Source organism: Bacterioplanes sanyensis, assembly GCF_002237535.1.
GTDB classification, from domain to species: domain Bacteria; phylum Pseudomonadota; class Gammaproteobacteria; order Pseudomonadales; family Oceanobacteraceae; genus Bacterioplanes; species Bacterioplanes sanyensis_A.
The window spans coordinates 2,120,548-2,135,231 of sequence record NZ_CP022530.1 but is presented as its reverse complement, the minus strand read 5'-3'; the positions used below and the strand labels follow the sequence as shown (position 1 = coordinate 2,135,231).

At 48.4% G+C, this 14,684-nt stretch carries 6 protein-coding genes; 1 reads left to right on the top strand and 5 read right to left on the bottom strand.

Annotated features, from left to right (window positions below; genetic code table 11):
* Nucleotides 1-616 precede the first annotated feature (616 nt).
* The 4 genes from CHH28_RS10020 to purL form a co-directional block, all read right to left on the bottom strand.
* Nucleotides 617-1,888, bottom strand: a complete 1,272-nt coding sequence (locus CHH28_RS10020) for an RCC1 domain-containing protein (RefSeq protein ID WP_094060177.1) — start codon at nucleotides 1,886-1,888, stop codon at nucleotides 617-619.
* Between the two features lie 634 nt (nucleotides 1,889-2,522).
* Nucleotides 2,523-5,108 (bottom strand): nuclease domain-containing protein, encoded by a 2,586-nt coding sequence (locus CHH28_RS10015; RefSeq protein WP_094060176.1) that lies wholly within the window; start codon nucleotides 5,106-5,108, stop codon nucleotides 2,523-2,525.
* Between the two features lie 2 nt (nucleotides 5,109-5,110).
* On the bottom strand, nucleotides 5,111-7,285 hold the full coding sequence (locus tag CHH28_RS10010) for an AAA family ATPase (RefSeq protein ID WP_094060175.1): 2,175 nt from the start codon (nucleotides 7,283-7,285) through the stop codon (nucleotides 5,111-5,113).
* Between the two features lie 516 nt (nucleotides 7,286-7,801).
* Nucleotides 7,802-11,704 carry a phosphoribosylformylglycinamidine synthase gene (purL, locus tag CHH28_RS10005; RefSeq protein WP_094060174.1) on the bottom strand — a complete coding sequence of 1,301 codons (3,903 nt, stop codon included), beginning with the start codon at nucleotides 11,702-11,704 and terminating at the stop codon, nucleotides 7,802-7,804.
* Between the two features lie 407 nt (nucleotides 11,705-12,111).
* Between purL and mltF the strand changes: the two genes are divergently transcribed.
* Nucleotides 12,112-13,542, top strand: coding sequence for a membrane-bound lytic murein transglycosylase MltF (gene mltF, locus CHH28_RS10000; protein ID WP_233243819.1), 1,431 nt, complete (start codon nucleotides 12,112-12,114; stop codon nucleotides 13,540-13,542).
* Nucleotides 13,543-13,545: 3 nt separating this feature from the next.
* Here the strand turns inward: mltF and CHH28_RS09995 are convergent, their stop codons facing one another.
* A complete protein-coding gene (locus tag CHH28_RS09995) occupies nucleotides 13,546-14,514 on the bottom strand; it encodes an alpha/beta fold hydrolase (protein WP_094060173.1) in 969 nt (322 codons plus the stop codon).
* Nucleotides 14,515-14,684: the final 170 nt, after the last annotated feature.

Genomic DNA, 14,684 nt, shown 5'->3' with positions numbered 1-14,684 from the left:
TTATGAGGTCGGAAGGTTATTTCCGGCCGGGCCATATTTGTGTGAAAACGTACATCACATGGTAATGATTTAAACGCTTACCGTGGGTATTGTCTACCTTACGGCACTTTTAGACTTACTCAGTCTCCTGTCGGAAATAAGGAGGAGAAATGATGGCAGACTGGTCAGTTAAGGCAGGTTTTCCGTCACAAGTTATTGTAATACCCACTGAGACAATCCATCACGATAAAAGTAGCCTTTCGGCTATTGATGACTACTTTTCAACACTGGCTATTTTATCGATGATGTTTACTCTACTGTTCTAGCTAGCCCCATCAAAGCCACATGCGAAAGAGGCATATGCGAAAAGGGCATATGACACGCAGATAAAACCCCCAAAAAAGAAGCTCTATTTTATATTTTCTTTGTGTAATAGAATTAGGAAAATCAACGGCATGTCAAAAATTAGACATCCTGCCAAAAAATCTCTAGTGCAAAATCATCTCCAACCAGCCCCTATCTACCTAGGTAAAACATCAGAAAGTAAAAGTCATGCATAAAACCTAAAAAGGTGGCCAATTATATCTGGCCACCCATATCTGATCACCCATATCTGACCACCCAAGGTTCATTCAACCTAGGGATGAATAGCCTTCTCTAGCCGTATTGTGCCAAAGTAATTTCTATCCACATCTGGGTCCGGATTTAGATAGTCTTCAGAAGCAATATCTCCCCAGCAAATAACATCGCCATCAAATGCCTCATCACCGATGGCACAATTGAAGTATTCCGAAGATGCCAATGCGACTGCTTTTCCGGGCAATGGTATCGTAACAGCCTCATTCACCCAACCTGACGATGAACGCTGACGCAGTAATTGGCCGGTTTCATTGCCACCAAAGCATTTTACCTGGCCACTCGATGTCAACGCGCAGCCACCGTTGTACCCGGCGGTCAATGACTCAACGTTGTCGATAGCATCCACTTTTTTGGGCGCCTTGATAAGCTCAACGTTGTTATCGCTGGATTCACCATAATAGCCCCAGCAATAGACCTCTTTATCTTGGCTCACACCACAAAAATAACCAAAGCCTGCGACAACTTCTGAGAATTGAATATTGTCTGGCATCACTACAGGTTCAGGTGTAACGATATGATCGTTCTCACTGCCTGTTCCTAAACCAGCATTATGGTTGTACCCAAAACAGTATGGGATTCCGCTTTCCGGCAGCAAACAGGTACTTCCCGACGCCATGGCCACCGAGCTGCTTTTGTCTAAATCGCCCCATGTAAACTCGCTTGGGAATACAACATAAGTAGAGTCACTGGCGACATTAAGGTTATTGTCGGCGTTATTACCCCAACAATACATGCTTGCACCCAGTTGTTGTGCACATACGGCATCTTGGCTCATCGCCAGCCTGTCGATTTGTGCCAGTTCGAACATTTGATAAGGCTGCATTGGGATATCGCGCTCACTGGCGTCGTCACCCCAACCATTTCGCCCAATTCCCAAACACCAAACCAAGTTCGCCTCGTCAACCGCGCAGGTGCGTCCGAAATCCGCAACGACTTGCTTGAGCGGTGGCAAATCAGCAACCTTAGTGGGACGGAGTGAACGCTTTTCTACGTTTTGTGCAATGCCTGTTTCGCCGACGGCATCCTCACCCCAACAATACAGAGCATCGTCTGGTGTTATGCCGCACATATGGACGCCGCCACCTACTAACTCTCTAAAAATGGAGCTATTCGTTGTTGGGGTATTGTCAATGGGTGGAGTAGGCTCAGGTTCGACAGTCACGGGATCGGGATCAACAGTCACCGGATCAGATGACGAGCCAGAGCCTGACCCACCACAACCCGATATGATGGAGGCAGCAACTGAAAGTGCTAACAGCGTAAATCTCATTTGGCAGGTTCCTTATTCATATTTATAAAAATAACTCCATTTCCGCCGAGATTTTACACTAAAGCACCCACTGGTGTTACTAGCCTTATAGAACCCTTTGTTCAGCTACCAATATGTACGATATTTTGCACAGCACTGCCCATAGTCAACACCCTCAATGCTCAGAATGGGTAAACCCTATGCGTCCTTGACAATATTATCCACCTATCACCCGACCAATCAACCGATCAGAGCTACAGGAATTTCTTGTAAAGTCGGTGACGTTCGCTTGTGGCGATCATCGACAGTTATGAGACAGGCAGGTTACTTCCGGCCGGGCCATATGTTTGTGAAAACGTACATCACATGCTTATGAGTTAAACGCTTATGGAGGGGAATTTCTAGCTTTCGGCACCTTTGGACTTATTAAGCTCCCTGTAGGAAATAAGAAGGAGAAATGATAGCAGCCTGGTCAGTTAGACAGGCCTTCCTTTACGAGATACTGTAGTACCAGCTAAGACACCACTTACGCTGAATATAAGAATAATGAAAATCTAACATTTACCGACCACATGTATAGCCAAGCCAATTGAAACCAATCTAGCTTAAGCAATGCCATCTAAAAAACGTTCAGTCAAAACATAACAAAACACCGTCATACAGGTGACTCACAACTCGGACATTTGATGTTAATTGATGACATTGGCATCAAAGAAAGGTAGGTCCAATAGTAACCATTCTTGATTAATCGTGTATTACATTCACCACAGTGATTATACACAGTAAATTGATCGCACTCATAACACTGATACCACCGCTTTTTTGAATTATATCTACCCGAATTTGTTACATCAACTACCTTTTCGGATCCGCAAGAAATACAGAAATTCACAGCCTCCGTATCATCAGACCTCCGATTAGAAGACTGATTATTCTCAATACCATACTGCAAAAACATCCCTAAAATACGCTGAATTTCATCCAGATAGCGTTGCGATTTGATTGGGTTAGCACATACCGCACCATAACTTGTAGTTTTGCGTTCATGGCATGCAGGCTCCCAGTCAAACATGGATAGTTCACCTAAATAACTGTCTTTCGCCCACTCCTGAGGGGAGACAACCTCCTTAACTGCACCTAACACAGGGTGGAACACAAAAACGCTATTGTTCTGCCCTTCACTATAATCTTTGCTGCTGTATAGTTCATGAATAACGCCTTTGATTCCACCTCTATACTTGAGATAGGCTGCTGAATAGTACTTCGCATCAATCACTAGTCGCTTTGAAATCTGGTAACCACTTTTGGTAGTCGCTTCCACATCCAAAACAAAATCAGGACGTTTGCCATTGGCTAGGAATGGTTCGTATTGTAAGGTGACTTTTCTTGAAACAGCAGGGTTGAAAAACTGAATTCTGATTTGTTTTTCATTGCCTTGAATATTCGCTAGCAGCTTACGCTTCCAGTACTCTTCCGGCTGGTATCGGAATACCTGAATCAGCACTTTAATGATTTGGAGAAAACACCACCTCTCATAAAGCAATGGCATATTGACTAGCCCAATCGCCTCAATCTTCTCCAGCGAAAGCAAAATGTCCTCATCGGCCAAACCAACCTGCTCTTTTAACTTCTTAAAACCTGAATGGACCGCTTGGTACGCAGGATTCTGAACAAATGCCATCGAGTTTGGAAAAGTGCTTTTACTTCTAACTTTGCATTGACGAAATTCCTTCTCAACCTGTTGGAAAGGCTTTACTTTAGGCGCCAGAACCTGATGCACTATTCCTACTTTTTCACGTTCAGCATCAAAGTAGCTACGGCGCCTTTCAATAGTAGCTCGCTCTCTCTCCTGCTCTTCGAGCTCTTCTTTTGTCAGCTCTTCTCTCCAGTTGTTTTTTCTTAGATTGACGCCTTTTTTTTCTAATTTCTCAAGACTATTCCTCGCCTTTTGAATAGCATCAGAACCTTTACCAACCCTCATTTTGGCCATATAATTTATCGTTAATATCACTGAACGCCCAGAGGTACTGGAATGCGAATAAATATTTGCTCTAACCTTGTAATCCAAACCCTTTTTAAACAAACAAAAATATGGCGGCAACGGCTTTAAAATGGTTTTCTTGCCATCCTCGCATGACCGCCAAGCCTCACCGGGGGAGTATTTAAACTCAACAAACCAACCGTCTATTTCCTTTGCCGCACCCTTTACTCTAATATATATGTCAATCACTTGTAGACTTGAGAATTCATTTTCCGCATTAACAAAAGCCAGTTCCTTATTCAACCCGTCACTAATGAAATCAACATCACAAATCCGCTTTAATCTTTCAAAGTCTTTAACAAGCAAATCCCGGTTTACTTTTTTGTAACCTTTAAGCTCTGATAAACGATCATTGAGCTTTTCAAAAGCCCCAGAGAAGCGATTTTTTTTACTCTCCGCCACCCTAACCAATTGTTTCACAATGCTCAGCGTGCTCGAAACCACATACAGCACATATTGATTCTCTGGTACGTTATAGTTTGGCTCAGATGCGCGGCTTGTTAAATTCTTACGCGAGCCTTTAGTACAAATCTCCATAAAGGTGCGCGGAACGGGGCGCACTTCTTTGACAGGCTTTAATGCTTGTACTTCTTTCAGCTCTACCTTAGGCTTTTTGAGGATGGCTTGCGCATTAGTCAGAATAGATGAAACCAGAGACAGAGCTTCTTGGTCGACGGCTGCAACCTGAGAATTTTTAGCTTCGCCCGTGATATGGCTGTTCTCATCGAGAATCAACTCCCACAAATCCGCTTTAAAGTCTGACAGGTAGCGGGAAAGATCCGATGTGGTCTGTTCGGAGATATCAATATCAAGCTTTAGTATTGAGGTACCAATGACAAACGTGATTTGGCCAGCGGTCCTTCGCGCTTCACTGCGCCAAACCCGCTGTTTTGCATCCCAATGGGCAGGCTCAACCCACCACACCTCATTAGAAGCGGGATCGGTAATCGACTCTAACTGCCTTCTCTCACCATTGGGCATGGCAATGTAGGGCGGTGACTGATCACCATTCTTAGTTTTTATCGCAAGTTGAGCAAAACGTAGCTTATCGACCTTAGGGTAGATGGTGGTGTGTGCGGAAAAGGCGTTGTTTCCAACCTGCTCAAGCTTTAGCGAGTACTCCGACTCACTAACACTGACTAAGGTTTGCTTATCGTGCCATTTGGTCTCGATAAACTTGATAATGAATGGAGCTTCCATGATTACGCCCAGTAGTTCACAACGCCATCATTCGATTCAGCTGTTTTAACCAAACGCTCTACCGACTTGGTGCATGAAAACTCCGCCGCTATCTCTGCTTGGTTATCCAACAGCGATTCAAGGCGAGGTAAGAATACTCGGCTAACAAGCTCAGCTTTACTGTAATCACCCACTTGCTTATCGCCATCAAATGTGAATTTTGGCAGTACCTTATGAAGGATAAAGTTGTTGATGGCCAGAGACTTATTGTCGTTTACATCGCTAAACAGGTTTACATAGTTAAGCCCTTGTCGAATGGTACGCATACCAAACTCCACGCCAAGCAGGTCGAACACTTCTCGATTTAAGGTGGTGAAGAACTCGCAGAAGTCATTTGAGCGTTCAAATTTTGGGTAAGGGGCACGCTCGCCAAGCTCCGCAATATCAAACACTAGCGGTAAAGTAACATCGTCGAGTCCGTACGAGTCAATCTCATCAAAAATGGCATCCCAGTCGGTCAACAAAGGACTCCTAAACTTCATTACATGCGCACGATCGAGAATTTTTGGTGATAAATAATGGGTCGTTTCGTCGATGTTGATAGCACCGATAATTCTTACGTTCGCGGGAATTGTGATCGACGAGGGCGTGCCGAGAACACCAGCCAACATGCGTCTGATATCACCGTGGTATTTGATCAGTGAATCTTTATCGCTAAAGCCAAATGCGCGTTTAATTTCAGCGTTAATCTCTTCATCTTGCATAAGCGCAACGAAGTCCACGATGCCATTTTTGCTGAATTTTTCTTGCGCGTTGGAAATGATCGAAACAACCCCTTTTAGCTCGGCAAGAACATGTGCGGCTTCATCATCCGAGTAAAGTTGAATCGTCGGTTGCTCGTTACGTTCCTCTAGCTTAGAGAGAAAATCGGCAAAGTAATATTCCACTCGGGCAAGGTTCATTTCGTCTAAGCAGATGAAATATGGGATATTTGGGTTTTGCTTAGCCTCGTTCAGTGCCTCAAGGAATGGCGTCGCCAAGTATTTCTTCTCTAGCGGGTTGTAATAGCCCAGCAAGTCTTCTGAACTGGTCCAGTTAGGCTTAACCGGAATGATTTTCGATACCCCACCAATTGCCTTTGCAAACGACTGAACCAAGTTTGTTTTGCCAGAGCCAGAGTCACCCGCCAGAATGATGAGGTCATTAGTGCGAATAAGCGTCAGGTAGTTCTCAATAATGTACCGCGGGTAGAGAACATCTCTTTCTTTAAGGTGCGTTTGAATGTATGAAACTGCATCAGCATAGCTCGAATCAAGAGCTTGTGAAAAAGATATAATCTCTCCTTTCCGCTCCGAGCCTGAACAACTACCAACAAAAGAGTCAAAATATTCATCATCCAAAAACTCAAAGCTTTTTAGAAATCTAGCCTTACTTTCCACATAAGCTTGTAAGCGTTCAATTTTTTTAGACATCGCTTCTTCCATCTTTTTTTGCAGTGCAATTTTTTGTTGCCACTCAGAGTGCTCACCTTCAAGCTTGTAGAATTTCTCAATCGTTTCAGATAGAACGTTATTCTTTTGGCTTAGTTCATCTTGGGTTTGCTTAAGCTGATTTTGATGTAGTGATATCTGCCCATTCAATGACGATACTTCGCGCTCGAGCCTCTCTCTCAGCGCACTTTCTTCACTGTCAATTTTTGATCGAACGTTCTGATAGTGCAGATCATAGACAGCATTATCAAGAAAAATATTTTCATCACCTATGATGATGTCATTCGCTGTATATTTAGGGAGTTTTACAAGCCGACGGACTGAACTTACTTTTACATTGCACTCGAATGGATTTTCATGTTTTTCGCGTTCTTCTCGAGGCGCCAAAGTCAGTTCGCATGAGACAAAACTTCCATCTTCTATATCAAACAACTCTTCAACACTTTTAAAGGACACAAAAATGCCTTTGCTCATCGGGAAACGAGCATTAATAGGGTATTCAGCCTCCAATCCAGTCTGGAGGGATTTAATCTCAAAAAGGCGAGTCGGGTTCTTTCTGTCAACGAAATCCCGACCATTTTGGATCTTACCCCATACTTCCAGTTTTCCATTCGAAACCCACCAGCTCTCGTAGAGTCGTTGATACAACTCTTCATCAGAGAGCCCTTCAACCTCATCAAGGTCATAGGTAACTTGCTCTAAAGACATAATCTCTATTTCAAACTATCAAGAAAAAATGGTAACACCAGAGCCATTCTTGGTGCGCTCAAGTTAAAAAGGTGTGTGAATCGAAACATTTACAGCTCAGAAAAACAGGTTTGGCTTTGCTGTACACCAATACCTATGCATGACACAATAGCCAAAAGCATTTCAATATACTCAGCGACTACTCAATGCTAGCCCCTACATCGCAGATATAGCAACACCTATTATCGCATTACACACCTTGACAGCAGCACTCTTATTGACCTCACTTCTGCTCAGTCATTCGCATTTTATTCACAGAGCCATCCTATCCAGCATGGTTTAGACAAGCAGCTTCTACAGTTGTACGCTCTGCTTCGACATCCGCCCTGAAGGTTTGGCTAATACTGCTTTGTTGATTGCTATGCTTTTAGTAAGAACTTCCTCTACCTCGTAATAACGCTAGCATAGCCACATACAAAAACCCGCTGTCTATCACTAGAGCAGCGGGCTTAAGGCTAGATCAGAGGACCTTTATGTTTAGTTTTCCTCACACCATACTCGGGCGTTACGGAACATACGCATCCAAGCGCCGTCTTCATCCCAATGATCCGGTGCCCAGCTATTTTGAACAGTACGGAATACTCGCTCTGGGTGCGGCATCATAATGGTAACGCGTCCGTCGTTAGCAGTCAGGCCAGTAATACCCTGAGGTGAGCCATTTGGGTTGGCTGGGTATTGCTCAGTCACTTCGCCATAATTATTGACATAACGCAGAGCAATTTGACCGGCCAACTCATCAATATCTGATTCGTTAGCAAATTCAGCACGCCCCTCACCATGAGCGATGGCAATCGGTATATGTGAACCAGCCATGCCTGCCAGGAAGACAGAGTCGGATTCTTGCACTTCCACCATGGCCACACGGGCTTCAAATTGCTCGCTCATATTGCGAACAAAATGCGGCCAGTACTCAGCACCCGGAATCAGCTCATGCAAGTTCGACAGCATCTGACAGCCGTTGCACACACCTAATGCAAAGGTATCGCCACGCTCAAAGAAGGCTTTAAATTGCTCACGCGCCTGTTCGTTGAACAGAATCGATTTGGCCCAGCCTTCACCCGCGCCTAATACGTCACCGTAAGAGAAGCCGCCACAGGCCACCAAGCCTCGGAACTGATCTAGCGTAACGCTACCGGAGAGAATATCGCTCATATGAACGTCGATGGCGCTAAAGCCAGAGCGATCAAAAGCTGCGGCCATTTCGATCTGGCCGTTCACACCCTGCTCTCGCAGAATCGCTACTTTGGGCGCCTCGGAAGAAGAATTTGATGCTAATAATTCTTTAACCGGGTCTTCGTTAATATCGAAAGACAATTCCGCCGTTAAGCCTGGATCATCGGCATCTAACAACGCATCGAATTCTTGCTTGGCACAGTCGGCATTGTCACGCAGGGACTGCATTTCATAACTGGTTTGTGACCATAAACGCTGCCAGCTAACCCGTGTTTCACTGAGGAATTCTTCGTCCTGGAAGCTAAAGGTAATCTGGTCATCATCGTTAATGCTACCAATCACCTGAGTGCAATCACCCAGACCGGCCGCTTCAAATTGCGCTAATACTTCTTCTAAGTCGTCTCGGCGTACTTGAATGACACCGCCCAGCTCTTCGGCAAATAATGCCGCTGCCAGCTCGTCTTCACTGTCGGCCAGCAGGTCCATTTTAATGTCCAACCCTAAGTGACCGGCAAAGGCCATTTCCGTTAGGGTGGCGAACAAACCACCGTCGGAGCGATCGTGATAGGCCAACAGTTTGCCATCCAGGTTGAGCCCCTGCATAACGGCAAAAAAGGCTTTTAAATCTTCGGCGTCGTCTAAGTCGGCCGGCACACTGCCCACCTCGCCGTAGACCTGGGCCAAACAAGAAGCACCCAAACGATTTTGGCCACGGCCCAAATCTATTAACAACAAGTCGGTTTCGCCCTGGTCAGCGCGCAATTGCGGCGTCAGCACCTTGCGTGCATCGGTGACAGGCGCAAAACCGGTAATAATCAGCGACATTGGCGCGGTGACGGCTTTTTCCTGCTCGCCACTTTCATTCACTTCCTGCCAGCGGGTTTTCATCGACATCGAGTCTTTACCCACGGGAATGGTCACCTGCAACTCAGGGCACAGCTCCATGCCCACAGCCTTGACCGTGTCGTACAGTTTTTGGTCTTCACCGTCGTGGCCAGCGGCACACATCCAGTTAGCCGACATTTTAATGTCCGCTAATTTGGCAATCGGTGCTGCCGCCAAGTTGGTAATGGCTTCGGCCACCGCCAAACGGCCCGATGCCGGTGAATCGAGCAATGCCACCGGGGTACGCTCACCCATCGCCATGGCTTCACCGGCGTAGGTGTCATAAGAAGAGGTCGTCACCGCCACATCGGCCACCGGCACCTGCCAAGGGCCAACAAATTGATCACGCGCCACGGTACCGGTAATAGAACGGTCGCCAATGGTAATCAAGAAGCTTTTCGACGCTACCGTCGGCAACGTCAGTACGCGCTTAGCCGCTTCGGCCAAATCAATACTGCTGCTATTAAAGGCTTCCGCTTTGACCTCGCGTGAAGTGGCATCACGGTGCATACGTGGCGGTTTACCCAGCAATACCTGCAACGGCATATCAACGGGCTTGTTATCGAAGTGGCTGTCGCTAACGGTTAAATGCTCTTCTTCAGTGGCAATACCCACCACCGCATAGGGGCAACGCTCGCGCGCGCAGATAGCATCGAAGCGCTCCATATCGGCTTCGGCCACGGCCATCACATAGCGTTCCTGAGATTCGTTACACCAGATCGCCAGCGGGCTCATGCCAGGCTCGTCGTTAGGCACGTTGCGAAGTTCAAACTGACCTCCGCGACCGCCGTCGGAGACCAGCTCAGGAAAGGCGTTAGATAAACCACCAGCGCCAACGTCGTGAATAAAGGCAATGGGGTTGTCATCGCCCAACTGCCAGCAACGGTCGATCACTTCCTGGCAGCGGCGCTCCATTTCTGGGTTTTCGCGCTGTACCGAAGCAAAGTCCAAATCGGCATTGGACTGACCCGACGACATGCTCGAGGCAGCACCACCACCGAGGCCGATTTGCATGGCAGGGCCACCTAACGCAATCAGGCGTGCACCAACGGGAATGTCGCCTTTTTGCACATGCTCACCGCGAATATTGCCGTAGCCGCCGGCAATCATAATCGGCTTGTGGTAACCACGGACTTCGCCGTCATGTTGCAGTTCAAAGGTACGGAAATAGCCGTTCAAATTCGGGCGGCCAAATTCGTTATTAAAGGCAGCACCACCAATCGGGCCTTCCAGCATAATATCGAGGGCCGAGACAATGCGCTCTGGTTTGCCGTACTGGCTTTCCCACGGCTGTTCAAAACCTGGAATTTTAAGGTCGGAGACGGTAAAGCCAGTCAAACCTGCTTTCGGTTTAGAACCACGGCCGGTGGCACCTTCGTCACGAATTTCACCGCCGCTACCGGTGGCAGCACCCGAGTGTGGGGCAATGGCGGTCGGGTGGTTGTGGGTTTCGACCTTCATTAGAATATGCATATCTTCTTGGTGATACGCATAGCCTTTATTATCTGGATTGGGGAAAAAGCGCCCGGCTTTGTGGCCGCTGATCACAGAGGCGTTATCTTTATAAGCCGATAAAATATTGTCGCTGTAACACTCGTAGGTGTTTTTAATCATCTGGAACAGCGATTTATCTTGCTGTTCGCCGTCAATGGTCCAGCTGGCGTTAAAGATTTTATGGCGGCAGTGCTCTGAGTTTGCCTGGGCAAACATCATCAGCTCAACATCGGTTGGGTTGCGATCAAGTTTGATAAAGCTCTCGACTAAATAGTCGATTTCATCATCGGCCAGTGCCAGGCCCAAATGCTGATCGGCGGCCACTAAGGCGTCACGACCACCGGCCAAAATGTCGATGCTTTCCAGCGGCGCAGGCTCGGCATGGGAAAACAGCGCCTCGGCTTGGCTGGCTTCGGCCAACACCACTTCCACCATGCGATCATGCAGGGCGCTAGCAATGGCGTCGCGGTTGCCAGGCGTCACACCCTCTACGTAATAAAGAATGCCGCGCTCTAAACGCAGGACTTTTTCCAAACCACAGTTATGAGCAATGTCGGTGGCTTTGGATGACCAAGGAGAAATGGTGCCAAAACGCGGCACGACTAAAAAGGCTTCACCCTGGCCTTGTTGTACCTCGGCTTTGGGGCCATAGCGCAAGATACGCTCCAATACCTGCAGCTCATTATCTGCCAGCGCAGCAGAGAGATCGGCAAAATGAACAAACTCAGCGTAAACCGAGGTAACAGCGGCGTCGGCCTGCTGCAGTTTGCTCAGAATCTTGTTTTGACGAAAATCGGAAAGCGCCGGCGCGCCACGCAGTGTCAGCATGGTGTGAACTCCAGAGGGTTGGGAGCGGTGGTTCGGAAAGACGCGAATCATACTGGATTGACCCTGTTTTCTCCAGTTGCGCGAACGGCGCCAGCAGGCACCAGCACTGGCCTCAGTGCCGATAAAAGCCAACCACATGGTCAGATTAATGGACACTCTTATTGGGCATTCGACCGTAAAATCACACCTATCTTCGCTCAAGTGAATCTATTGTTGTTTTTTCAGCAACATTTAATTTGTCAATACAAAATCCACTGTATTTCAATGACTTAGCGCACACAGTTGAGAAACTGACAGCTACCGCTGGTCATATTTACAGCCTCTGTGGTTGTTTTGTACGCAAATCACACGCTAGAATGGTCGCCCAACTGACGTTACGCACCATTTTGGTGCATAAATACAGGTTTATGATGCGCCTCGGCTTATTTGGTCTAATCGCTAAAGTACTGATCGCTACCCTGTGCTTACTGGCACTGACGGGGAGCATTCGCCCGTCGCAACTGGATACCATCCAGGCGCGCGGTGAGTTGGTGGTGGTGACGCGCAACAGCCCGACCACGTATTACCAGGATCGCAGCGGTGATGTGGGCTATGAGTATGAGCTGGCCAAAAGCTTTGCCGACCATTTAGGCGTGCGCCTGCGCGTGGTGGTGGCCGACAACCTGCAGCAAGTATTTACCACGCTGGAAACTGGCCAAGCCGCCATCGCCACCGCCGGCCTGACCATCACTGCCGAGCGTCAACGCTGGGTGAGATTCGCCGAGCCTTATATGTACGTCACCGAGCAGGTGATCTATCGTCGTGGCCGTGGCAAACCAACGTCATTGGAGCAGCTGGCCGATGGCAAGCTGGTGGTCAGCGCCGACTCCAGCCATGCGCAGCGCCTGCGCCAATTACAGCGTGAGCAAACACCCTCTTTGAGCTGGCACGAAACCGACGAGCTGGGCGTCACGGACTTGCTGCATCTGGTGGAATCTGGCCAAGTCGATTACACCGTGGTCGATTCCAACGAGTTTGATTTACTGCAGGCATATTTCCCGAATTTGGCGGTCGGCTTTGAGCTGATCTCGCCACAGCCCATCGCCTGGGCCTTTCCGCATAGCCGTGATGACAGCCTGCACAAAGCAGCGAATCGCTTCTTCACCCAGCACAGCACCCAAATCCGACTGGCACGCTTGGCAGAACGCTATTACGGCCACCTGGAATCGCTCGACTATGTCGGCGCCATTCATTTTCTGAATCAGGCCGATAAAAAGCTGGCGAAATTCAAACCGCACTTCCAGCAAGCGGCAGAGAAGCATGAGTTTGATTGGCGCCTGTTGGCAGCGGTGGGTTACCAAGAAAGCCACTGGCGCGCCAATGCCCGCAGCTACACCGGCGTGCGTGGCTTAATGATGCTCACGCGGCCCACGGCAAAAGAGCTGGGCGTTAAAAATCGCCTCGATCCAGTGCAAAGCATCGACGGTGGCAGCCGCTATTTGGCGCAGCTGCGCAAACGATTAAAAGGCGTTAATGAGCCGGATCGTACCTGGATGGCACTAGCGGCGTACAACGTAGGCTATGGCCACCTAAATGATGCACGAAAAATTGCACGCGAAATGGGTGGCAACCCCAACAGCTGGATGGACGTCAAAGACGCCTTACCACTGCTGACACAAAAACGTTATTACCGCCACACACGCCACGGCTATGCTCGTGGTCATGAGCCGGTGGAATACGTGCAAAATATTCGTCGCTATTACGACGTATTGGTGTGGAACGAGCAGCAGCCGCAAACCGCGACCACCGATGAGCAAATGCTGACGTCGTTAATTACCGAAGTGCCACCGCTGCTGTAAGCTTCAATCCAGCTGAGTGACAAACTCTGCTACCAAGTTGGCACTGGTCTGCGGTACTTCGAGCATGGGAGCGTGGCCAACACCGGGCAAAATATAGCTGTCTTGCTGGCGAATATGTTGGCGAAATACCGCAACACTGCTGACATCCAGCACCCTGTCCTGCTCGCCCCACACAATCATCACCGGCACGGTTAATTCAGCCAGGCGCGTTAAGTTATCGCCACTGCGGCGATTCTGTTCTGCCTCAGCCATAATATCGACAAAAATTTTCTCATTCATACCACTGCGCGCCATGGCTCGCTGCGCCAGTACATCCGTCGCTGGCCATGGCAAAAATGGTGGCTGTTCCAGAGCAAATGCCTGCAACGCTAAAAAATCCTCATGCGACTGCACCACCAGCGGGTTATCGCCGGTTTCTTCAAGCCGCCGTTGGAACTCACTCGGTTTTGGCGGAAATACGCCTGCAGCATTCATCAGCGTCAGGCTTTGAACTCGCTGCGGATGCTGGTGTGCCAGTAGCACAGCAATACCACCGCCCATAGAATTGCCCACCACATGCATACGTTGCAGCCCAATGGCATCGATAAAGGCCGCCAACCACTGGCTTTGCTGAGTAAAATTGTAAGTCAGCTGAGCTTGATAACTGCTATCGCCATGGCCGGGAAAATCCGGTGCAATAATGCGAAAATCAGACAAATGACGAGCGAAACGTAACCAGTTGTCTTTATCGACGGCAAAGCCGTGCAGCAGTAGCAGCACTGGGCGCGAATCACCCTCTTGGCCAGAGTCCAAATACGCCCAGCGATGGGGCCCCGCCTCCACATAATGCAGACTTAAATCCGACAGCGAGCGCTCCGCTTGCAGCCCCCAATCGAACAATTGCTCTTTCACCGGCGCACAGCCAGCGGTGAGTACCAAACTAACAGCCAATAGCGTTTTTATTACCAGCGTGGTGATGCTAGGAGATGTCATTATTGTTATTTCCCCAATGAGTTGGGCTCACTTTACTGGTGGCGCGGAGTGATGGTAAAGGTGGTAGCCTGCCAAGGTGTGGGAAACCAGAGTGTAGGAGCGCGCCGACCATGAATGTGCCGCTAGCATTTTAGCTGGTGGCTGCGTGAGTCACAGCTTAAGCTCTGCTC

Excerpts from the sequence above, each read along its gene's own strand:
- CHH28_RS10010 (WP_094060175.1), bottom strand. The coding sequence starts at position 7,285 with ATGTCTTTAGAGCAAGTTACCTATGACCTTGATGAGGTTGAAGGGCTC.
- CHH28_RS09995 (WP_094060173.1), bottom strand. The coding sequence starts at position 14,514 with ATGACATCTCCTAGCATCACCACGCTGGTAATAAAAACGCTATTGGCT.
- mltF (WP_233243819.1), top strand. The coding sequence starts at position 12,112 with ATGATGCGCCTCGGCTTATTTGGTCTAATCGCTAAAGTACTGATCGCT.
- CHH28_RS10020 (WP_094060177.1), bottom strand. The coding sequence starts at position 1,888 with ATGAGATTTACGCTGTTAGCACTTTCAGTTGCTGCCTCCATCATATCG.
- CHH28_RS10015 (WP_094060176.1), bottom strand. The coding sequence starts at position 5,108 with ATGGAAGCTCCATTCATTATCAAGTTTATCGAGACCAAATGGCACGAT.
- purL (WP_094060174.1), bottom strand. The coding sequence starts at position 11,704 with ATGCTGACACTGCGTGGCGCGCCGGCGCTTTCCGATTTTCGTCAAAAC.